A 22,820-nucleotide genomic window follows, 5' to 3' on the forward strand; every position below is an offset into this window, starting at 1 on the left:
GAAGTACACTTAACAGATAAAGGTGCGATTAAAGATATTCCAGCATGGTCACAAAAAGGCGGTCATGAAGTGTTAAAGCATACAGAAGAAGACGGCGAATTAAAGTTCTGGATTAAGAAAGCTTAATTATAAAAATAGGAGGCATATAAGGTGAAAGTGAAAGAAGTATTAGATGTAAAAGGATTAGCATGTCCAATGCCAATTGTAAAAACAAAGAAGGCAATGGAAGCATTACAATCGGGAGAAGTGTTAGAAGTACACTTAACAGATAAAGGTGCGATTAAAGATATTCCAGCATGGTCACAAAAAGGCGGTCATGAAGTGTTAAAACACACGGAAGAATCTGGTGAATTAAAATTCTGGATCAAGAAAGCATAGCAGTTCAATAACAAGTGGAAGATTACATCCTCTGCTTATTATTGAAAGTAAAGAGGATAATCATATATGTTTTATATAGTTATATCTCTACTAGTATGGATGCTAGGAATTTTAGTAAAACGTTACATTCCGGTTTTAAACGTTGCATATATTTCGTTAGAACAAGTAAGGAAAATGGAAAGTGTTGTTGTAGATGTACGCAATTATACAGAGAGTCACAGTGATAACACTTCTAGAATTATGTGTATACCGTATGCGTATTTAAAACGGTATTATCATGAAATACCAAATAAGCCTTTGCATCTTATTGTTCATAATAAAGTGGATCGGAATTTAAGTGTTCGTTTTTTAAGAAAGAAAGGGTTCCATATTCAAAGCTATAGTATATATTTGGACGGGAAAAAAGCACAAAAGGAGTTTAAATAGTTTTATGGATGTAAAGACAATATTAAATGTAATCTTAATTGTACTTGTATCGTGGTTTATTATTTCTCGCTTCTTACCAGTTAGAGGAGTAAAAAATATTTCAGGAAAAGATTTAAAACGTATGATGGGGCAAAAGAATAAACAATTTATCGATGTGCGTACAGTAGGTGAGTATAGAGGCAATCATATGAAAGGGTTTCAGAATATCCCATTAAATGAGTTAGCGAGTAAAGCAAATCAGTTAAATAAAAATAAGGAAGTAATCGTTATTTGTCAGAGCGGGATGAGAAGTAAGCAAGCAGCAAAGGTATTAAAGAAATTAGGATTTCAGCACGTTATCAATGTTTCAGGCGGTATGAATGGTTTGTGAGGAGGAACTTTAAAATGAAAGAAATGACAGTAAAAGAATTGGAAGAAAAATTGTTACGTAAAGAAGCAGTCAATATCGTGGACGTACGTGAAGTAGAAGAAGTTGCCGAGGGGAAAATCCCAGAAGCATGTAATATTCCACTAGGACTATTAGAGTTTCGTATGCATGAGTTGGATAAAAAGAAAGAGTATATTATCGTTTGTCGTTCTGGCGGAAGAAGTGCACGAGCAGTTCAGTTTTTAGAGAGCTACGGTTTTCAAGCAATTAATATGGTAGGTGGTATGTTAGCATGGGAAGGTAAAGTCGTATAGTACAGAGATACATGATTTGAGCCTTTTTATAAATGACAAAATACCCCTATAGGTAATCGGAGGGAGAAAAACATGGAACAACAGAAGAAAACAACAATCGTTTTATTTAGCGGAGATTATGATAAAGCAATGGCTGCTTATATTATTGCAAATGGTGCAGCGGCGTATGATCAAGAGGTAACTATTTTTCATACTTTTTGGGGATTAAATGCTTTAAGGAAAGATGAGCATGTGAAGGTGAAGAAAACTTTCATCGAAAAAGTATTTGGAAAGATGATGCCACGCGGTGCGGATAAGATGGGATTATCAAAAATGAATTTTGCAGGTATGGGACCAAAGATGATTAAAGGTATTATGAAAAAACATAATGCGATGCCTTTACCAGATTTAATCGATTTGGCGAAAGAACAGGGGATTAAACTTGTCGCTTGTCAAATGACAGTAGATTTATTAGGGTTAAAAGAGGAAGAGATTATGGAAGGGGTAGAGTTTGCAGGAGTAGGAGCTTATTTAGCAGATGCTTCGGATGGGAATGTAAACTTATTCATTTAATTCACCTTCTTTTTAGAAGGGAGGGGATGTAAGATGAGCTTAGTCGTATTACTTTTTATAATTGGGTTTATAGGATCGTTTATATCAGGAATGGTTGGAATTGGCGGTGCGATTATTAATTATCCGATGATCTTATACATTCCGGTATTGCTGGGGTTTACTGGCTATACGTCACATGAAGTAAGTGGTATTACAGCGGTTCAAGTATTCTTTGCAACTTTTGCAGGGGCATGGGCCTATCGGAAAAGTAATGATATGGATAAAACGCTAGTTGTGTATATGGGAGCTAGTATATTAATAGGAAGTTTCATAGGGAGTTTTGGTGCTAACGTATTAGCGGAACATACGGTCAATGTTGTTTATGCAGCGTTAGCAACAATAGCTGCTATTATGATGTTCGTACCGAAACGAAATAATGGTGATGAAGTGAAATATAATAAATGGTTAGCAAGTTTGTTAGCATTTATTGTAGGCGGAGCATCAGGCATTATAGGTGCTGGAGGTTCTTTCTTATTAGTTCCCATTATGCTGGTCATTTTAAAATTGCCGATACGTACAACAATAGCAACATCTATCGCAATTACGTTTATTTCCTCAGTAGGAATTACGACTGGAAAAGTAATAACTGGGCAAGTAGTTGTAATTCCAGCTCTTATTATCGCGATTGCAAGTATCTTTGCTGCGCCGCTTGGAGCGCGAGTCGGGAAAAAGATCAATCAAAAAGCATTGCAATATATGTTATCGATTTTGATTGTAGGTACAGCTATTAAGATGTGGATTGATATGATATTGAAATAAAAGGATGGTGCTGCTTGCAGCCCATCCTTTTATTTATGCCGCTATTTGAAGGTAGTAAACGCCCGATTGGTGCAGGCTGATTTATGCCCAAATAACTTTCATTAAGTTTTTATATTCGTCATTTGCTAATTTATATAGCATTCTCGTATGTTCAAAGACAAGTGCTGGATTAAAGTTTGGTTCTGAGAATGCAAGCGATGCTGAAATATCAATTGCATTTTGCTTGTTTAATGTGAATTTTGCAAATCGATAAGATGTGTTTAATTCATTGATAACATGCAAAATATCATTTGTTGATGTTGCATCAGGTACGTGAGCAACATTGAAGCAGTATATATCCACAGTAGGATGTTCGTTTTGGAAAGCAGCGATAAGTTGAATTTTTGCGCCAGCTTCTGTTTCTAAGCCTACTGAAAAATGAACAGAACCATCATTTTCATCTATATTTTCTTCCATGTATATATCGTTGGATTTTAAGTAGTCTTTAAAATCTGAGATGTTATGTTTTACTGCAGCTTTCATATGTATGAGCCCCCTGATAATTGGAATAGATTGCTACTATTTATTATAATTTAAAAATATTAAAAAAGATAGTTAGAAAGTTCTGATTTTTGATTTAGAAGAAATAAAAAGAAGCAGTACTCTACCTCCATAGAGAACTGCTTCTTTTTTATTCATTGTCGTTAGACGATGCTTCTGTATCTTCACTGCTATTTTTATTCTTATTTTTCACTTCATTGTTACTTGATTCGCGTTCACTTGAATTTTCAGACTTAGATTCTTTTGTTTTCTCTGTGCTTGTTTTCTTCGAATCAGAGTCTGTTTTTGTATATGCAGGTAATCCAAGGTGAGCGCGAAGCCCGTTTGTTACATTTGCTAATTCTTTTTTATCTGGATTGTAGTAATATGTTCGGCCGCCGCCAGCAGATTTGCTACATGTATCGTCACCTTTTTCCATATAGCAGTCTTCACCTTGAATTTGTAATTTCTCAATTTCCGAATCCGATCCGTACTTATAGAATGAAAGCATATCATCGAATGTTAAGTTCGTAACGAATTGGCCGTTAATATCATCAATGATGTTACCAACTTTTGTTACAGATCCAACGCTTGTTAGTTTCTTTAAAATAGCTTCAATAACGAGCTGTTGGCGTTGTCCACGCATTGCATCACTATCGATGTGGCGCGTTCTAGCAAGGGCAAGAGCTTCTTCACTATTTAGCTTTTGAACACCTTTCTTCAGGTGAATCGCATCAGCAGTATCATTACTATCTTGTTCAGTAAATTCAACTGGTACATCGACTTCAATACCACCTAAATCGTCGACAATTTTCATAAATGACTTGAAGTTAAACTTTACAAAGTAATCAACGGGAACATTCATTAATTTTTCAACTGCATCAATGCTTGCTTGGGGTCCACCATCTTTTCCGTTTTTAGTAGAACCGTATGCATGAGCGTGTGTAATTTTATCTTTTTTCTTTTCCACTGGGATATAAGTATATGTATCTCGTGGAATACTTAATAGTTTTACAGTTTTGCTATCTTTATTAAACGTTGCAAGTAGTAGTGCATCCGTTCTTATAGCTTCTCCATATTCTTTCCCGCGGACATCGCTTTCATCAACACCCATGATTAAGACGGAGACGTTATTTGTGATAGGTTTTACAGCTTTATCACGTAAATCAGATTTATCACCGCGCGCTAAATCGTGTGCGGCATTTCGAACAGCAGAAGATGCTTTATTTACTAAAAACCAAGTATAACCGCCACCTATTATTAAAAAGAATAGAATAACGCTTATAATAATTTTTGTTTTTTTCCTACTTTTTTTCGGTTTACTGCGTGTATTTTCTTGCAAAGATGGGTTTTGCTCCATTTCCTGTACTCCTTCATTTGGATTGAAATACGACACTCACATCCACTTATTATAATGAAATTTGACGAAAAAAGACATTACAAATCATTTACATTTCGTAAAAATTCAATATATTTATAAAAAGTCAGATTTTCTATATTTTATTTTTCAGATGTAGAATAAGTATAAGTTGTTTTAGTGGAAATGAAAACATGTATTGTGAGAAAGTGATAGAGAAGTAAGATTTGTTGAAATATAGCCAAGAAGAAATGAGTAGGTTTACTGGTTTCTTCTATATAATAAAGAAGAATTTTACGGATAAAGGAGCGGGCATAGTGAATCATACATCATTCCGAGCAATCGTTGTGAACGAAACAGAAAGTAAGCAGTTTGTAAGAAACATTGTAGAGAGAGAAGTAAGTAGTTTACCTGAGGGGGACGTATTAATACAGGTTCACTATTCTTCATTAAATTATAAAGATGCGCTTTCAGCCACGGGTAATAAAGGTGTTACGAGAACATATCCTCATACGCCAGGAATTGATGCAGCAGGAGAAGTTGTGAGTAGTGAAGGGGAAACCATTAAGGTAGGAGATCAAGTCATTGTAACGGGATATGATTTAGGTATGAATACTTCTGGTGGTTTCGGAGAATATATTCGCGTGCCAGCATCTTGGATCACCCCTTTACCAGAGGGAATGTCATTAAAGGAAAGTATGATGTACGGGACAGCAGGTTTTACAGCTGCTTTATCAGTATATAAGCTTATTGGAGCAGGCATAACGCCTAGTATGGGAGATGTTTTAGTAACGGGTGCCACAGGCGGCGTAGGGAGTGTAGCTGTTAGTATTTTAAGTAAGCTAGGATTTAACGTAGTAGGAGCGACAGGGAAAATGGAAGAGGAAGAGATGCTACTACGTCTAGGAGCGAAACAAGTGATTCATCGTACGGAGTTGAATGATGAATCAGGAAGACCAATGTTAAAAGGGATATACGCCGGGGTTATCGATACTGTAGGTGGACATATGCTAGAAACCGCTTTAAAAACGGTAAAGTATGGTGGTTGTGTAACGACATGCGGTAATGTGGCAGGGCAGGAGTTACAAACAACGGTATATCCGTTTATTTTGCGAGGCATAAGTCTTTTAGGAATAGATTCTGTGCAATGCCCAGTGGATGTGAGAAGAGATGTGTGGACGCTCTTAGCAAGTGAATGGGAAAATAATGAGTTACTATCTTATACAGAAGAATGTACATTGGAAGAGTTAGATGAAAAGTTTACACTTATATTGCAAGGAAAGTTAAAAGGAAGAACGGTTGTAAATATGAAATAAAAAAGAGACGCTAACTTAAGCGTCTCTTTTTTATTATAATGATTGTTTTAAATTGATTTTACCTTGTTCACCTAAAACACCATCAGCGATATTTACAGCGTGATCACCGATACGCTCTAAGTTACTTACCATATCAACGTAGATGATACTTGCATCACCTGAACAGCTACGTTCGTTTAGGCGTAATACGTGACGTTTACGAAGAACACGTTCCATTTGGTCAATTTTACGTTCTTTTGCAATAACCGTTTGAGCTAGTTCAGTGTCGAAGTTAGTTAAAGCATTGATTGCATCTTGTAATGTTGAAATTGTTAACTCAAGCATTTCATTTAATTCAGCTAGTGCTTCGTCTGATAGTGAAACACGGTGTGAAATTTGGAAATCTACAAGTTCTACAAGGTTTTCTACATGATCACCGACACGTTCAATATCTCCAACGACACCTGCTAGCACCGAATGCTTTTCAGAGTCTGTAGGTGAAAGTGGTTTTTCTGATAGTAAAACTAAATACTCGATAATTTTTTTATCTAAATTGTTAATAGCTCCTTCTAATTGAGTAGCCATATCAGCGTGTTTTTTGTCTTGTGTATTTAAAAATTGATTCGCTTCTTTTAATCCGTGTAATGAAAACTCAGCCATACGGATGATTTCTTTTTGAGCTTCTGTTAAAGCAATAGCTGGAGATTGCTCAATAAAGATTGGGTTTAAATGTTGCGGTTTGAAGTTAATAGATGAATCTTCACCACGAATGATTTTTGTTACGATCCATGCTAATACTGCAATGAATGGGAACTGAATAATTGTATTCGTTACGTTAAATGTTCCGTGTGCAAATGCAATTGTCATTTCTGGATTTAAATTTAATGACGTTTGGAAATATTGAATTAAACTTGTAAATGGTATTAATATAATCGTAAAGATAAGGGTACCGATAATATTAAAGATAACGTGAACTAATGCTGCACGTCTTGCAGCAATTGAAGTACCGATTGCTGCTAATACTGCTGTAATTGTCGTACCGATATTATCACCGAATAATACAGGAAGAGCAGCTTGTAAATCAATAGCACCTTGACCGAATAGTTCTTGTAAAATACCGATTGTTGCGCTTGAGCTTTGTACAATTAAAGTGAACACTGTACCGACAATAATTCCTAAAATTGGATTGTCACTCATGCTAACCATTAACTCTTGGAATGCCTCTAAAGAACGAAGAGGTTTCATACCTGCGCTCATTAATTCTAAACCGAAGAATAACATACCAAAACCAAATACAACTTGACCTACAGAATGTACTTTTTTATTTTTAAAGAAGAATAGCAAAATTGCTCCAACTGCCATAACTGGGAGAGCGTATTCTCCGATTTTAATTCCGATAATAAATGCAGTAACTGTCGTACCGATGTTCGCACCCATAATAACACCGATTGCTTGTCTTAATGTCATAAATCCGGCACTTACAAGTCCGACTGTTAAAGCGGTTGTTCCTGAACTTGATTGGATTAATACAGTAACTAACATACCTGCTAGCACACCCATAAGTGGGTTTGTTGTAAAGCGATCTAAAATATCGCGAAGACGATCTCCAGCTGCTTGTTGCAGTCCATCGCCCATGTATTTAATACCGAATAAGAAAATACCTAATCCACCAATGAACTGGAAGATCATATCTTGAATATTGTATTCCACGCATTCCACTCCTTAAATTTCATGTACGATGTAATTATTAACTAAACCTTGAGGCACTGTAAACGGTTTATCAGTAAAATTTACACTAAATTTACAAAGTGATAAAAAGTTTACAAACCTTTAAAGAAAAACCTGGATTTAATTGGTTTTTTAGATGATATATCTAATCGGTTTGTAAAGAAGTCACATTTGTCACACTATTTATTGATAGTAAAAATAGGTGAAGGGAAACTACCCAACTGGGTATGCGGATTGGAATTTTATTTTGTTATGATGATGGTTCTTTGCATATTTTTTGATTAAAGTTAGAAAAATATGTAGGGAAACGGGGGAGGTTTGAAATGGATTTATTTAATGAAAGTAAAAAACGATTAAATTATTTTAAACTGTTTTCTTTTGAGATGCTCGCAACAATAAAAAAGAGCAATTCGCATATGAATTTGCTCTGCCTTTTTATGTTAAAAACTTTCGGTGCCTTGCATTTTAACAATTATGCAAAGTGTTTTTTCTTTATTTAGAATCGTCATTATGCTCCATAGTTATGACGACATTTCCCCTCTTATGTCCTTTTTCAACATATATGTGAGCTTCAATAATTTCCTCAAAAGTGTATTGCCTATCAATGACCACTTTTATTTTACCGTCCTCAACAAGTTCTTTAAGGAAATTTAATGCTTCGGAAGTTTCAGGTGCGTTTTGACTTAATATGAGTTTCACGCGACTTGTCAATTTAGTCCAGAACATTTGAGCACTTGGTAACGGTTCAACAATATTTATATAGGTACCATCTTCCTTTAACATTTTAATACACTCTGAAAAGGAGCTCCTGTTTACCGCTTCAAAGATAACATCATAAGTTTCGTCTGTAGTAGAAAAATTTTTTGTGGTGTAATCAATTACTTCGTCAGCTCCTAGAGATTTGACCAATTCTAAATTGGAGCTACTGCACACACCTGTAACTGTTGCGCCGAAATACTTGGAAATTTGTACTGCATAACTTCCGACACTTCCAGAAGCTCCGTAAATAAGAATGTTTTGACCGCTTTGAACGTTAGCTTTCCTAAGGAAAAACAAAGCTGTACGTGCTCCAATTGGGATGGCTGCGGCTTCTTCATAGGATATATTGGAGGGCTTCATGCACACTGCTCCAACTTCAGGTAGACAAATATACTCAGCATAAGAACCAAAATTTACTTGGGTAGCTGCAAAAACTTGGTCTCCTCTTTTAAATCGTGTGACGTCTTTTCCTACTGATTCAACTTCACCAGCCAATTCCATTCCAAGTATTTGTTTTTTCGGTTGCTTAAAGCCAAGTGCGATTCGAGCGGGTAGCCAAACAGAGGAGGGAACCGTAAAACTTCGTGAGCGAATATCTCCTGCTGTTACGGTTGTCGCTTTTATTTTTACTAGTATTTCATTGTCCTTAGGAGCAGGTTTTTCTATCTCTTTCAGTTGAAGAACGTCGGGGAGACCGTATTCTGTATATACTATTGCTTTCATTAATATTTCCTCCAATTTGTTCTATATGTTAATATCATACGAACAACATGAATAAATAGAACAGCGGTTCACTCTTCAATACAATGCAAAAAGCAGTGTGATTTTTTAGGAATCCACTGCTTTTTACAAATGTGTATACATGATTTTTTGGTCCAAGTACTTCGAAAAAGAACCAATTAGCATTACCCAACGGCTTTTTCTTTTGTTTTATCCCCTTGTTTTTGCTTCCGTAAGCTTGTGATGTAAATGAAAAGAAAAGCGATAAGTAATAGAGAGGAATATCGATATACAGTTGCATAGTTGGTAAAGTGTGCAATGAATCCAAATATAATTGCGCCAGCGCCAATGCCGAGGTCAAATGCTGAGAAGAATGTAGCTGTTGCGACTCCTCGTCGGTGTGGTGCTACTCGGTCGATCATCCATGCTTGTAGTGCAGGTTGAATCGCTCCAAAACCACTTCCGTAGCATGCTGCTGCAATAATTAAACTCGGAATTGTAGTTGTATACGACAATAAAATAATACCTGTAAACGTAATGATAACCCCTGGAATAATAACGAATGCATGACCTTTCGCATCGTATAACTTTCCAGAAAACGGACGAGTGACAGCGATTGCAAGTGCATTAAATAAGAAGAAGAGGCTTATATCAGCAATTCCGACTTCCGTAGCAAATAATGTAATAAAGCTCCCGATTCCGCCGTACATTAATGTAATACATAATATTAATAATGAAGGAAGTAAAGCTTTGCGCTCAATAAATCCATCGAGAAAAGTACCAGATGTTTGCTGTGGTGGTTGCGGCGATTTTTTGATTTGAAGTAGTTTCGTTAATATTAATGAAACAATTGTACATGAAAGTGCACATAAAAAAAGAATCGTGAAGTTATATGTTTGCATGAGCCAAAGTCCGATAAGTGGACCGAGCGCCATTGCAATCGTTCCAGAAAGACCGAAATATCCCATGCCTTCGCCGCGACGAGCTTGCGGAATTAAATCTGAAACGACAGTTCCATATGTAGTCGTTGTAATACCAAAGCCAGCTCCGTGTAAAATTCGCACGGCAAGCAATAGGAAGACGGTTGAAGCGAAAAGATAACTACCCATAGCGAGTAAACAAATAGCAGTACCGATCATTAAAATGATTTTTTTGTTGAATTTTTGCAAGGCGTTTCCAGTCAGTGGTCGAACAAAAAGTGCCGCCACGGTAAACATGCCTACAACAAATCCGATATTAGAACTTGTGCCGCCAATTTCTTTCACATAAACAGGTAAAGTAGGAATTAACATTTGAAACCCTAAAAACATACATAAGTTTGCAAAAATTAAAGCGACAAACTCTTTCGTCCATAACGATTCTCGTTTTACGAGTATTGCTTCTCCCATATATTCATCCCCTATATAAAATTTTCTCTTTTCTTTCGAGTATATGTATTGGTCAATGTAACAGTCAAGGAAGGTGCCTTGAAAACGTATAACAATTTCCGAGGTGGAAAAACTGACAAATTTGTGTAAAAGCTACACAACTATGAAAAAAAGTTGTAAAGTATAGATGTATAGACTTGTAGTTGTTATGAATGATAGAAATTGTTTTTTCTTTAAAGAAAGCGGATTCAAAAAGTAGTGAATGAGAAGGGGATACATACTTTTTCACTACATATATTTGAAAAGGTTTACAAAACAATGAAGAAAGAGGCGTGTACATATGAGACGATTAGGTATTTCTATTTATCCAGAACATTCAACAGTAGAGAAAGATAAGGAATATTTAACATTAGCAAGTAAATACGGATTTACACGTGTATTCACATGCTTATTGTCTGTAGATGGAGAAAAAGAGAAAATTATAGAAGAGTTTAAAGAAACGATCTCTCATGCAAATGCATTAGGGTTCCAAGTATTAGTTGATATTAGTCCGTCTGTTTTTACACAATTAGGTATTTCATATAATGATTTATCTTTCTTCCATGAGTTAGGAGCGTACGGTATTCGTTTAGATGTTGGATTCTCTGGTTTAGAAGAATCGATTATGACTTACAATCCATACGGCTTAAAAATTGAAATTAATATGAGTAACGGTACGAAATATGTAGATAACATTATGAGCCATAGACCAAATCGTGAAAATTTAATTGGTTGCCATAATTTTTATCCGCATCGTTATTCAGGATTATCATACGATCATTTCATTAAATGCTCGAAACAATTTAAAGATTACGGTATGAGAACGGCTGCGTTTATATCATCATTTGATGCAACATACGGACCTTGGCCAGTAACAGAAGGGTTATGTACGTTAGAGCAGCATCGTGAATTACCGATGACAACACAAGCGAAGCATTTATTTGCGACAGAATTAATTGATGATGTTATTATTGCGAACGCGTATGCATCAGAAGAAGAATTACAAGCACTAGGTGCATTAAATAAAGAGAAACAAACATTTGATATAGGATTATATGATACAACAACAGAACTAGAAAAAATTATCGTATTAGACGAGCCTCATTTTTACCGCGGAGATGTATCTGAATATATGATTCGCTCGACACAAAGTCGTGTGAAATATAAGAAAGAAGAGTTCAAACCGCATAATACACGCCAAATTAAACGCGGTGATCTTTTAATTGATAATGAACAGTATGGTCAATATAAAGGTGAATTACAAATTGCTTTAAAAGATATGGTGAATACAGGAAAAACAAATGTAGTTGGCCGAATTGTGGAAGAAGAAATTTTCTTATTAGATTATTTACAAGCATGGGATAAATTCGGATTTACATTAAAGAAATAGATAAAATGAAAAAGGAAAAAACTACTGACCTCAGCAGCTTTTTCCTTTTTATATATAAATTGTGAGAGGAAGAGCTATGACAAAAGTGCATCAGCGATTAATTTCTATTTTAGAGGAGTTTTTAGAAGAGAAATCGATGTTAAATCGAGCTTTTTTAGCGAGCCGTTTACATGTATCAACGAAGACGATTCAAAAAGATATAAAATTATTAAATGATATATTGGAAGAAAACGGGGCGAAAATTGAATCGCAAAGAGGGACTGGATACGAACTAGAAATTATACAAACGAAGAAGTTTGAAGAGTTTTGCGTGGGTCTATTTCAAAAACAGACGGAAAAGATCCCAACTTCTTATGAAGAAAGGATAGCGTACATTCTGCAACGTATTGTAACGACAGAGGGGTATGTGAAGCTTTCACAGTTAGCAGAGGAGATTTATGTGAGTAAATCGACTGTAAATTTAATTATGAAAGATGTGACAGATATATGTGGTCGCTATCAATTACAAATTGAAAAGAGACCGTATTATGGTATACGTATTGTGGGAGAGGAGCTTCATATTCGTTCTTGTTTATCACAATATGGTTTACCGCGCTATGATCATACTCCGTTTCATGAGCAATTTGAGCAGAGGGATACATATTTATCGTTACCTCATATACCGCTTATCCGTTCGGTTATATTAAAGTATATCGAGGGAGGAACGATATATTTATCAGATATTGAAATTGATAATTTAGTCATTCATATTGCAATTGCAATAAGGCGTTGTGAAGATCAACATTATATGAAAGGACTGAATGCGGAGCAATCAGAACTCATAATAAAGAAAGAGTATACAATTGCGAAAGAGATTGTAGGGGATTTAGAGAAAGAGTTGCATCTTTCATTTCCAGAAGAAGAAGTTTTATATGTGACGATGCATTTATTGAGTACTGCTGTTACAGCGAGAGATCGTTATGAAAATGTGGAAGAACTATTAGGGAAAGATCTATATGCATTTATGCAACATATTCTTTTTAAAGTAGCGGAAGAACGGAATCTTATTTTTTATTATGATGAAGAATTATTATTTGGTTTTGGTGTTCATTTAAAAACGTTATTAAACCGTTTGAAGTATAAGTTAAATACGAGAAATCCTCTATTGGCAGAAGTGAAAAAGAATTATCCGTATGCTTTTGAAATTGCGGTTCTCGTAGGAGATATAATTGGTGAATATACGGGAGAATCGATTCCGGAAAGTGAAATTGGTTATATTGCGATTCACTTTGGCGGAGCGATGAGTCGTTTACAGGAACAGAATCAAAAGAAAAGATGTTTACTAGTTTGTGCGACTGGTCAAGGAAGCGCCCAGCTATTGAAATATAAAATTTTATCACAGTTCCGAGATAAATTAGAGATTGTAGGGATTACAGGTTATTATCAATTGAAAGTGGAAGACCTTTATAAAGATAAAATAGATTGTATTATTAGTACGATTCATATACCGAGTGGTTTGCCTGTTCCAGTTATAAAAGTGAACTCAATATTTGATGATAAAGAAATTAAATCCATCGGTCAGCAGTTGTTTACGCATGTGAATACTAGTGTACAGCAGTATATAAAGGAAGATTTGATCTTTTTAAATCATAGCGCTTCTACGAAAGAAGAGGTTATCCAATTTTTATGTGAGAAAGCCGCTGAGAAAAACTATGTACCAGAAAACTTTTATGATTCTGTTATGGAAAGAGAGAATACATCTCCTACAGCCGTTGGGAATTTAGTTGCAATTCCACATCCGATGCAGTTATTAAGTGAGAAAACATTTTTGCTGTTTTGTACACTTAATAAAGCGGTTGACTGGGGAGATAAGAAAGTACAAGTTATTATTTTATTTAGTGTAAAGCGCAATAATAATGAAGATTTACAAAAGCTTTATGATTTTTTATATGATATTATGTCTAGTCAGCATACGATAGAAAAATTAACTCAGGCTGGAATGATTGAAGAATTTCAAGAGATTTTACTATCGTTTTGAAAAAGTATATAAAAACTTCCGTTACACAACGGAAGTTTTTTATGTTTAATTGTATGCGTTTTCATAATAAGATAACAATATAGAAAAAAGATAGCTTGGGGGAATTTAAAATGACTGATATGCAAACTCCATTTGCGTTAATTTTACATGGTGGCAATGCGAGAAGCGCGGCGCTTGAAGCAATTGCTTTTGCAAGACAAGGAGATTTTGAGAATGCGAGTGAAAAGATGACACTTGCTAGTGAAGAGATTTCAGCAGCTCATCGCATTCAAACAGACTTAATTCAAGAAGAAGCAAGAGGAAATCATGCAGAAATCAGTTTACTGTTAGTGCATGCACAAGATCATTTAATGAATGCAATTACAGTGAAAGAACTTGCTGAAGAATTTATTACTCTTCATAAACGAGTAGAAGAGAAAGTGACAGTATAAGATGTACATTTTATTATGTTGTGCAGCAGGCATGTCAACGAGTATGGTTGTAAGAAAAATGCAAGAAGAGGCAAAGAAACAAGGGAAGGATTATAAAATTAAAGCAGTTGATTCAGAACTTGTGAAACTGGAAATAAAAAATGCTGATGTTGTTTTAATCGGACCACAAGTGAAGTATTTGTTTCCAGCGGTACAGTTTCTTGCGAAGTCATACGATATACCGGTTGCAATAATAGAACAAAGAGATTATGGCATGTGTGACGGTTTAAAAGTACTGAAACAAGCAGAACAATTAGTTTTAGCATAATTATATTTTTTTAAATATAAACATTATAATGTTATAACTTTTTATTCTTACGTAGTAAAGAGAAAGAGGAGGGGTATTGATGAATGGTTTTATGAGTTTTATGGAACAAAAGATTATGCCAACAACGCAAAAGATTGCAGGACAACGACATTTATTAGCAATTCGAAACGGAGTTATTTCTACATTGCCGTTAACGATTGTCGGATCATTTTTCGTTATCTTTTTAAATTTACCAATTGATGCATATATGGAATGGATTGCACCATTTCGCCATATTTTAGATATTCCATTCCGGTTTACAGTAGGTTTAATGGCGTTATACGCAGCATTTGGGGTAGGAGCTTCACTCGCAAACTTTTATCAGCTCAATCAGTTAAGTGCAGGGTTGTTATCTGTACTCGCCTTTTTACTAGCATCAGTTGAACCAATTCAAATTACGAAAGCTGTACCAGGTGTTATTGATGCGGGAAGATATATTTCAGTAGGAACATTAAGTGCAACGTCTTTATTCGGCGCAATTGTTACAGCTTTAATTGCAGTAGAAATTTATCACTTTATGATTAAGCATAATATCTCGATTAAATTACCAGACAGTGTACCACCAGCAGTTGCAAACTCGTTTGCAGCATTAATTCCAACTTTAGTCGTTATTCTTTTATTCTGGGGTATTCGTTACGGTTTAAAATTCGATGTGAATACAACAATCACATATTTAATCGCACCACTAAAATCAGTATTAGTAGGAAATAATTTATTCGGCGGTTTATTAACAGTATTCTTAATCGTGTTCTTCTGGTCATTCGGTATACATGGCCCAGCGATTTTAGGACCAATTATTCGTCCAATGTGGGATTCAGCAATTCTTGAAAATATGGAAGTATTCACAGCTACAGGAAATGCACATCAATTACCAAACTTATTTACAGAGCAATTTATTCAATGGTTCGTATGGATCGGTGGATCAGGCTCAACATTAGCTTTAGTTATTATGTTTATGTTCTCTAAATCTAAATTCCTAAAAGAGTTAGGTAGATTATCATTCGTGCCAGGTTTATTCAATATTAACGAACCGATTATTTTCGGGGCACCAATTGTAATGAACCCAATCTTAATTATTCCATTCGTTATAACACCGTTAGTTACAACGACAGTATCATATTTCGCAGTTGTTTCAGGCATGATTCCGCTCATGATGGCGAAACTGCCATTTACGATGTTAGCACCAATTGCAGCGATTATTAGTACAGACTGGACAATTATGGCTGGTGTACTTGTACTTATTAACTTTGTTATCTCATTCGTTATTTACTACCCATTCTTCAAAATGTATGAGAAACAACAATTAGCAGGAGAGGAGAAAACAGAATGCTCGGAGCAATTATCATCTTAATTACATTCGTAGCGGGGCAGTGTATTGCACATTACTCAAAATGGGTACAAAGTAAATCTTTATTAGTGTTACTACTCGTATCAATTGTATTTATCGGTAGTTCAATGGGTGCCTATGTAATGTTAGGGTTACAATCACCGTACGTAATCATTGTACCAACGATTTTATGTGCAACATGTTTATCTGCAAAATATAGATTTACGAGCATGGCATTAATACAACGTGTGAAGGAGATGCAAAAGCATGGAGCGTAAATTAGGAATTTCACTTTATCCAGAGCATTCAACGAAAGAACAAGATATGGCATACATTTCGGCAGCGGCACGCCACGGTTTTTCAAGAATATTCACATGTCTATTATCTGTGAATCGTCCAAAAGAAGAAATTGTAGCTGAATTTAAAGAAATTATTAATCATGCAAAAGATAACAATATGGAAGTTATTTTAGATGTAGCTCCGGCAGTATTCGATCAACTTAGTATTAGCTATAGTGATCTATCATTCTTTGCAGAGTTAGGTGCAGACGGTATTCGTTTAGATTTAGGTTTTGACGGATTAACAGAAGCAAAAATGACGAATAATCCGTACGGCTTAAAAATTGAACTAAACGTAAGTAACGATATTGCATACTTAGAGAATATCCTTTCGCATCAGGCGAATAAACCAGCTTTAATTGGCTGTCATAACTTCTATCCGCAAAAGTTCACTGGTCTTCCGTATGATTATTTCATTCGCTGTAGTGAACGCTTTAAAAAACACGGTATTCGTACGGCAGCATTTATTACGTCACATGCAGCTGACATTGGCCCATGGGATATTAACGACGGATTATGTACGTTAGAACAACATCGTAACTTACCGATTGAAGTACAAGCGAAACATTTATGGGCAACAGGGCTTATTGATGATGTGATTATCGGAAATGCTTATGCGAGTGAAGAAGAGTTAGAGAAACTAGGAAACTTAAATCGTTACATGTTACAGCTGAAAGTACACTTTGTAGAAGAAGCGACTGAAGTAGAAAAGAAAGCGACACTGCAAGAATTACACGTAAGACGCGGCGATATAACAGAATATATGGTACGTTCTACAGAAGTGCGTAAAAAGTATAAAGACTATGATTTCCCAGTGCGCGAAAGTGTATTACAGGAAAGAGGGCAAGTTGTAATTGGAAACAACTCATTTGGTAAGTATAAAGGCGAATTGCAAATCATTCTAAAAGAAATGCCGATAGATGAACGGAAAAATATTGTCGGTACAATTGCAGAAGAAGAGTTATTCTTACTAGATTATGTAGGAGCTTGGACACAGTTTACTTGTGTGGAATAGGGAAGGGCAGGAGAGGATGCTATGGCATCCTCTTTTTTTGTTGAAATTATATAGAATGCAAAGAGATAGATTTAATTTGGACGGGAGAGAAGGAGATTGTCATCGCTCTTCGTTTTTTACATAAGTTTGTTAATCATGAAGAAGTTTTAAAGGCGTTTAATAAAGTATAAAAACCGAGGGAACTTATTTATGTCAGAGTGAAAGTTGTTTCGGGATCATATTAGTTACTTTCAAGAGAAAGTTAGAATGTGAGAATCAAAAAAAGAGTCAGCCTCAATGAGACTGACTCTTTTTTACTAACTAGTTTAATACTTTAACTGTAACTGTTTTACGTCCCCAGTTACTAGATGTACCTTTATCAGGCATTAAAACGTCGATTTTATTTCCTTTAATAGCTCCACCAGTATCACCAGCGATTGCTACTCCGTAACCTTCAACCCATACTTTTGAACCTAATGGAATGACACTTGGATCAACTGCAATTAGTTTCATGTTTGGGTTAGCTGTTAAGTTGTGACCTAAAGCTGATTTTACTTGGTCGCCTGCTTTATAACCATTTTCAAGTGGATCTGCTGTGTAAGCTGTTGCTACAACGCGTAGTTCACGAGAAGATGATGGTGCACTTGTTTCAGTTTCTTTTGCAACAGGTTGTTGTGTAGCAGGTTTTTGAGCCTTAGCCGCTTCACGAGCTTCAGCTGCTTCTTGAGCCTTAGCTGCTTCACGAGCTTCAGCTGCTTCTTGAGCCTTAGCCGCTTCACGAGCTTCAGCTGCTTCTTGAGCCTTAGCTGCTTCACGAGCTTTAGCTGCTTCTTGAGCCTTAGCTTCTGCTTGAGCTTCAGCTGCTTCTTGAGCTTTAGCTGCTTCACGAGCTTTAGCTGCTTCTTGAGCCTTAGCTTCTGCTTGAGCTTCAGCTGCTGCCTGAGCTTTAGCTTCTGCCCCGGCTTTAGCTGCTTCACGAGCTTTAGCTGCCTCTTGAGCCTTAGCTTCTGCTTGAGCTTCAGCTGCTTCACGAGCTTTAGTCGCTTCCTCCGCCTTAGCTTTAGCTTGCGTTTCAGCTACTTCACGAGCTTTAGTTGCTTCCACTGCTTTAGCTGTATCTTGAACTTTAGTTGTTTTTTCAGCTTTAACTACTGGTTGAACTTTAACTGGTGCTTTACCTGTTAAGTAAGGAACATGAACATAAGCTGTTTTGCCGTTATATTCAAATTGGATCCAGTCGTTTTGTACTTGGTGTGTTGTTTCAATTACATCATCTTGTTTCAATTTACCAAGAATTTCTGAGTCTGTGTTTGCACCAGCACGTACGTTTAATACGTTTGCTGTTACGTAGTAAGTGTCTTTTGTATAGTCAGCGCTAATGAAAGCTTCTTTACCGCTGTTTAATTTCACTTTTGACCATCCGTTTTCTGTATGTAAAACGTTAACTTTATATCCATCTAATAATTTTCCTACAACTTTTGATTCAGTAGTTGGGTTTTCTCGTACATTTAGTACATCAGTCGTTACGATTGTTTCTGCTTTAGCAGATGTTGTGAAAATCCCAAGACCAAAAACCGCTGCTGTTGCTATACCCATAAATTTTTTCATAATAGCCTCCATTGCATTTGTTTTCGTTGACCTCATTATAGCAACCATTATTTTCTTATTTGCGGAAAACATAAAATTACAAAGGTTTCGTAACGGGTCATTAATATTCTGTAATAATTCCAGTAATATCCTAAAAGCGCTTTCTTATAGTTGTTAGGGGAGGTTAGAGCATACCATACATAAAAAGAGGAGTATTTCAATTTCTAATCGGTTAATAATGTTTCTTAAACGTTACGAAAATGTTTCGTAATCGTTACAAAAACGGCGTGTTTTGCTGTTAGGACAGAAAAGTAGTTATGTAAAAATAACTATTTTGGTTGTGGAGAAATATAAATGAGGTGAAAATCGATAAAATATCGCTATAATTGTTACAAAATAAGTCGAGTTATGGAAAAAATTACGCCTTGATTTTAGTCTGTTACATATTATTTTTGCAATAATAGGATTCTATAATAGCTTTAGTAAGCTAAAATAATGAAAGGTGTTTATAACGTGAAACATATATAATAGAAGAAACACGATTTAATAGATAAAGTGAAACTTTAATCAGTGGGGAGGATTCTTCCTCCCCCACTGATTATTAGTTGAACCAATCGGGCTTTTATGGGCAGCCCGACCCCCACCTAAATTCTTTGCTTTCGCTGAATTTTGAGGTGGGGGTCTTACTGCCCATTAAAGCGGGATAAATAAAAAGCGTAGGAGTGTAAACTCCTACGCTTTTGTTTATTCATATCGTAAACATTCAATTGGATCCAGTTTTGCAGCTTTGTTAGCCGGTAGTAAACCGAATATAATACCGATTAACATGGAGATACCTACTGCAAGAAGTCCAAGTTCTTTTGAGACAACGAGTGGCCATCCGGCAAAGATTGAGACGATCCAAGCGAAGAAGATACCGAGCATGAATCCGATAAAACCACCGAGTCCTGTTAAAATACAAGATTCAATTAAGAATTGTGTTAATACTTTACCACGTGTTGCACCAAGTGCTTTACGAATACCAATCTCACGTGTACGTTCTGTTACAGATACAAGCATGATGTTCATTACGCCGATACCACCAACAAGTAAGGAGATAGCGGCAATACCACCGAATACCATTTTCATCATACCGATGGATTCGTCTAATTGCTTCGTAAATTCACCTAAGTCTTGTGCTTCGAATTTGTGCTCAAATTTCGGAGCTTTCATTTCGTTTAAAACAGAAACGGCTTGTTTTTCTACACTTTTACGTTCTGTTGGAGAGGTCATCGTTAATCTTACAGAGTCATACTCATTTACTCCTGAAATGACAGGTGCGTTTTCCAGTGATGTGTAACCTTCAGGCATAGCCATTCCAAATTCGTTTTTCGTTTCGTATACACCGACTATTTTATACGGCTTTCCTTTTATATCTGTGTATTGATTTGATTCCCAACCACTAAATAATTTGTTGAAAGCTTCTTCATTTAATATAACAGCAGGGATTGCCTGGTTTAATTCGCTGTCGTTTAATTCACGACCGTGAACTAATTTTATTTTCGAATCTGTCATAAAGGCGCCTGTTCCACCTTTTAAATCAAGAGAGACATCTTTTGAACCAGCAGATGCTTTTACTTTCATACTTACATCTGGATACACATCTTTAATGCCTGGTACGGTTTGAAGACGGTTTAGCATATCAGGTGTGATTTTGGCACTATCTGTTCCATAATCAGGGTTGTTGTAGTAAATCGTTATTTCATTATCTTTTCCTTGGCCTAGCTCTTCTTTAAACTTTGCATTTGTACCATCACCCATTGAAATGATAGTAATAATGGCACTAATACCGATAATAATTCCTAGCATTGTTAAGATGGAACGCATTTTGTGGGCAAAGATAGAGGAAAGGGCCATGCGTATATTTTCACTCGTGTTCAAAATTAACCTCTCCAATCTTGGACGATGTTTCCGTCACGAATTACAATTTGCCTTGCTGCAGCTTCCCCAATTTCACGATCATGGGTAATCATAATGATTGTTGAGCCTTGTTTGTTTAATTCGTAAAAGAGATCCATAATTTGTGTACTTGTTTTCGTATCAAGTGCTCCTGTCGGTTCATCGGCTAAAATGAACTTTGGATTATTTACGATTGCACGTGCGACTGCGACACGCTGTTTTTGTCCACCTGATAATTCGTTCGGTAGGTGAGTAGCACGATCAGCTAAACCTACTTTTGTTAAAGCGGCTAATGAGCGCTCGCGTCTTTCTTTTTTATCGACTCCAGCGTAAATAAGAGGTAGCTCTACATTTTGAAGTGCTGTAAGTCTCGGTAATAACATGAAGTTTTGGAATACGAACCCAATCTCTTTATTACGAACGCGTGCAAGTTCTGTCTCAGACATGTTTGAAATATTTTGACCAGCTAGTTCATACGCACCTGTCGTTGGTTTATCTAAGCAGCCGATAATGTTCATTAATGTTGATTTACCAGAACCAGATGGTCCCATAATAGAAGTGAATTCTCCCTGGTTCAGTGTTACGTCAATGCCGTGTAATATTTGAACGGATTCTGCACCATTTTGGAAAGATTTCGTGATGCCTTTTAAGTTAATCATCGGGCGACGACCTCCATACCATCTTTTAAGTCTTTTTCAGGTTTAGAGATAATTTGCTCTCCTTTTTTCACTCCAGAAACTTTTGCTTCGCTATCAGTCTCGAATTCAACAGTAACAGCTTGTTCTTTCGCTTTACCGTCTTTTACAACGAAGACAATATTTTTGTCACCTTTTTTCACGATGCTGCTTTTCGGAACAATCGTACCAGTTGCTTCGCCAGATTTACTTGTTACGTAAACGTGGAAGCCGTTTTGTAATTCTTCACTATTATCTAATGTGACAGTGAATTGATAGTTAGAAACTGTTTTGTTTTCATCCATGCTCTTTAATGGTGTAGAACCGATTTCTGTTACTTTTCCTGTCCAAGTCTTACCAGCGACAGTTTTTGAGGAAACAGTTACTTCTTGCCCGACTTTCATACTAGCAAGCTCATATTCAGAAAGTTGACCTTTTACTTTAAATGGCCCAGCGTGGCGAAGTGTAATGCCGCTCATACCTGTTTTTTCATCAGCAGTTTTTACGATATCATCAATTACGCCATCAGTAGGGCTCGTTACAGAAAGTGTATTTACTTTCTCTTTTGCTGCTTTAATCATTTCATCAGATTTTTCAACTTCAAACTTTTTCATTTCAATTTGTGATTCTAATTGTTGTACTTCGATTTCTGATGCTTTTAATGCTTCAGCAGGAAGGCCTGCATTTTTATCTTTTTGTAATTTTTGTTTCGCTGTATCAATTTGTTTTTGGAACAATGTTACTTCTTTTTGTGCGATTTTCTTTTGCATTTCTGCTTCCGTTACACCTTGTTTCGCAGTAGGGTCATTATATTTAAACAGAAGCTGCCCTTTCTTAACTTCATCGCCTTTTTTAACAGCTAATTCATACGTACCTTTTGTTGGATCAAATGAAATTGTTTCGATGCCGTTTGGAATGACTTCACCGCCAAATTTTTGCACGTTTTCAATTTGTTTTTCTGTTACTTTATATCCGCTATATGCCATTGCTACTTCTGAACTACCGCCAGCAAATGCAAAATATGATCCAGCTGCAATACCGATTGCTACTACACTAGTAATTAACACTTTATTTTTCTTCTTCATCTATTTATCACCTTTTCGTTCGTTTTAGTATCTACATTAAGTATAGAAGAGGTGAAGAATCTGACAAATCGTTT

At 36.0% G+C, this 22,820-nt stretch carries 24 protein-coding genes and 1 pseudogene; 16 read left to right on the forward strand and 9 right to left on the reverse strand.

Annotated features, from left to right (window positions below; genetic code table 11):
* The 7 genes from RBB48_RS08055 to RBB48_RS08085 all read left to right on the forward strand — a co-directional run.
* The coding region (locus RBB48_RS08055; RefSeq protein ID WP_199694975.1) for a sulfurtransferase TusA family protein at positions 1–126 on the forward strand (126 nt) is incomplete at its 5' end.
* 24 nt (positions 127–150) lie between these two features.
* On the forward strand, positions 151–378 hold the full coding sequence (locus RBB48_RS08060; RefSeq protein WP_000864996.1) for a sulfurtransferase TusA family protein: 228 nt from the start codon (positions 151–153) through the stop codon (positions 376–378).
* A 66-nt stretch (positions 379–444) separates the two neighbouring features.
* The gene (locus RBB48_RS08065) at positions 445–804 is read left to right on the forward strand and encodes a sulfurtransferase (protein ID WP_088062030.1); all 360 of its coding nucleotides are present in this window, start codon (positions 445–447) and stop codon (positions 802–804) included.
* 4 nt (positions 805–808) lie between these two features.
* Positions 809–1,174, forward strand: a complete 366-nt coding sequence (locus tag RBB48_RS08070) for a rhodanese-like domain-containing protein (RefSeq protein ID WP_306007507.1) — start codon at positions 809–811, stop codon at positions 1,172–1,174.
* Positions 1,175–1,188: 14 nt separating this feature from the next.
* The gene (locus tag RBB48_RS08075; RefSeq protein ID WP_000661816.1) at positions 1,189–1,485 is read left to right on the forward strand and encodes a rhodanese-like domain-containing protein; all 297 of its coding nucleotides are present in this window, start codon (positions 1,189–1,191) and stop codon (positions 1,483–1,485) included.
* A gap of 72 nt (positions 1,486–1,557) precedes the next feature.
* Positions 1,558–2,037 carry a DsrE/DsrF/DrsH-like family protein gene (locus tag RBB48_RS08080; RefSeq protein WP_000437728.1) on the forward strand — a complete coding sequence of 160 codons (480 nt, stop codon included), beginning with the start codon at positions 1,558–1,560 and terminating at the stop codon, positions 2,035–2,037.
* Between the two features lie 33 nt (positions 2,038–2,070).
* Entirely contained in the window at positions 2,071–2,835 is a 765-nt protein-coding gene (locus RBB48_RS08085; RefSeq protein ID WP_098133084.1) for a sulfite exporter TauE/SafE family protein, read from the forward strand.
* A gap of 81 nt (positions 2,836–2,916) precedes the next feature.
* On the opposite strand, the gene RBB48_RS08090 is transcribed toward RBB48_RS08085, so the two are convergent.
* The gene (locus tag RBB48_RS08090) at positions 2,917–3,357 is read right to left on the reverse strand and encodes a hypothetical protein (RefSeq protein WP_000642361.1); all 441 of its coding nucleotides are present in this window, start codon (positions 3,355–3,357) and stop codon (positions 2,917–2,919) included.
* 148 nt (positions 3,358–3,505) lie between these two features.
* Complete coding sequence (locus RBB48_RS08095) at positions 3,506–4,714, reverse strand: LCP family protein (protein WP_088062034.1); 1,209 nt, start codon at positions 4,712–4,714, stop codon at positions 3,506–3,508.
* Between the two features lie 314 nt (positions 4,715–5,028).
* Between RBB48_RS08095 and RBB48_RS08100 the strand changes: the two genes are divergently transcribed.
* Positions 5,029–6,027 (forward strand): YhdH/YhfP family quinone oxidoreductase, encoded by a 999-nt coding sequence (locus tag RBB48_RS08100; protein ID WP_106383091.1) that lies wholly within the window; start codon positions 5,029–5,031, stop codon positions 6,025–6,027.
* Between the two features lie 33 nt (positions 6,028–6,060).
* On the opposite strand, the gene RBB48_RS08105 is transcribed toward RBB48_RS08100, so the two are convergent.
* The 3 genes from RBB48_RS08105 to RBB48_RS08115 all read right to left on the reverse strand — a co-directional run bounded on the left by RBB48_RS08105 (position 6,061) and on the right by RBB48_RS08115 (position 10,601).
* Positions 6,061–7,716 (reverse strand): Na/Pi cotransporter family protein, encoded by a 1,656-nt coding sequence (locus RBB48_RS08105; protein ID WP_048545730.1) that lies wholly within the window; start codon positions 7,714–7,716, stop codon positions 6,061–6,063.
* Between the two features lie 510 nt (positions 7,717–8,226).
* Positions 8,227–9,216 carry an NAD(P)-dependent alcohol dehydrogenase gene (locus RBB48_RS08110; RefSeq protein WP_306007509.1) on the reverse strand — a complete coding sequence of 330 codons (990 nt, stop codon included), beginning with the start codon at positions 9,214–9,216 and terminating at the stop codon, positions 8,227–8,229.
* A 182-nt stretch (positions 9,217–9,398) separates the two neighbouring features.
* Positions 9,399–10,601, reverse strand: a complete 1,203-nt coding sequence (locus RBB48_RS08115; RefSeq protein ID WP_097891344.1) for an MFS transporter — start codon at positions 10,599–10,601, stop codon at positions 9,399–9,401.
* Positions 10,602–10,920: 319 nt separating this feature from the next.
* Here RBB48_RS08115 and RBB48_RS08120 point away from each other — a divergent pair, with 319 nt between their 5' ends.
* From RBB48_RS08120 to RBB48_RS08155, 8 genes and pseudogenes are all read left to right on the forward strand, one after another.
* Complete coding sequence (locus RBB48_RS08120; RefSeq protein WP_306007510.1) at positions 10,921–12,009, forward strand: DUF871 domain-containing protein; 1,089 nt, start codon at positions 10,921–10,923, stop codon at positions 12,007–12,009.
* A 76-nt stretch (positions 12,010–12,085) separates the two neighbouring features.
* On the forward strand, positions 12,086–14,026 hold the full coding sequence (locus RBB48_RS08125) for a BglG family transcription antiterminator (RefSeq protein ID WP_306007511.1): 1,941 nt from the start codon (positions 12,086–12,088) through the stop codon (positions 14,024–14,026).
* Between the two features lie 110 nt (positions 14,027–14,136).
* Positions 14,137–14,457: a PTS lactose/cellobiose transporter subunit IIA gene (locus RBB48_RS08130; RefSeq protein ID WP_000131328.1), complete on the forward strand. Its 321-nt coding sequence runs from the start codon at positions 14,137–14,139 to the stop codon at positions 14,455–14,457.
* Between the two features lies 1 nt (position 14,458).
* Positions 14,459–14,764 (forward strand): PTS sugar transporter subunit IIB, encoded by a 306-nt coding sequence (locus tag RBB48_RS08135; RefSeq protein ID WP_000275638.1) that lies wholly within the window; start codon positions 14,459–14,461, stop codon positions 14,762–14,764.
* Between the two features lie 79 nt (positions 14,765–14,843).
* Positions 14,844–16,154 carry a PTS sugar transporter subunit IIC gene (locus tag RBB48_RS08140; protein WP_002063903.1) on the forward strand — a complete coding sequence of 437 codons (1,311 nt, stop codon included), beginning with the start codon at positions 14,844–14,846 and terminating at the stop codon, positions 16,152–16,154.
* Positions 16,130–16,408: a hypothetical protein gene (locus RBB48_RS08145; protein WP_000900036.1), complete on the forward strand. Its 279-nt coding sequence runs from the start codon at positions 16,130–16,132 to the stop codon at positions 16,406–16,408. Before RBB48_RS08140 ends, RBB48_RS08145 begins: the two co-directional genes overlap by 25 nt.
* Complete coding sequence (locus RBB48_RS08150) at positions 16,398–17,483, forward strand: DUF871 domain-containing protein (protein ID WP_098230353.1); 1,086 nt, start codon at positions 16,398–16,400, stop codon at positions 17,481–17,483. The genes RBB48_RS08145 and RBB48_RS08150 overlap by 11 nt, the downstream gene beginning before the upstream one ends.
* Before the next feature lie 80 nt (positions 17,484–17,563).
* Positions 17,564–17,684 (forward strand): annotated as a pseudogene (locus RBB48_RS08155) (HEAT repeat domain-containing protein); the annotation flags it as partial.
* 99 nt (positions 17,685–17,783) lie between these two features.
* Here RBB48_RS08155 and entC read toward each other — a convergent pair.
* From entC to RBB48_RS08175, 4 genes are all read right to left on the reverse strand, one after another.
* Positions 17,784–19,193, reverse strand: coding sequence for a cell wall-binding protein EntC (entC, locus tag RBB48_RS08160; RefSeq protein WP_306007625.1), 1,410 nt, complete (start codon positions 19,191–19,193; stop codon positions 17,784–17,786).
* A gap of 600 nt (positions 19,194–19,793) precedes the next feature.
* Complete coding sequence (locus RBB48_RS08165; RefSeq protein ID WP_097891337.1) at positions 19,794–20,969, reverse strand: ABC transporter permease; 1,176 nt, start codon at positions 20,967–20,969, stop codon at positions 19,794–19,796.
* Between the two features lie 2 nt (positions 20,970–20,971).
* Positions 20,972–21,646: an ABC transporter ATP-binding protein gene (locus RBB48_RS08170; RefSeq protein ID WP_000609098.1), complete on the reverse strand. Its 675-nt coding sequence runs from the start codon at positions 21,644–21,646 to the stop codon at positions 20,972–20,974.
* Complete coding sequence (locus RBB48_RS08175) at positions 21,643–22,746, reverse strand: efflux RND transporter periplasmic adaptor subunit (protein WP_306007512.1); 1,104 nt, start codon at positions 22,744–22,746, stop codon at positions 21,643–21,645. The genes RBB48_RS08170 and RBB48_RS08175 overlap by 4 nt, the downstream gene beginning before the upstream one ends.
* Positions 22,747–22,820: the final 74 nt, after the last annotated feature.

The organism is Bacillus sp. MMSF_3353, from assembly GCF_030733445.1.
Classification (GTDB): Bacteria; Bacillota; Bacilli; order Bacillales; family Bacillaceae_G; genus Bacillus_A; species Bacillus_A wiedmannii.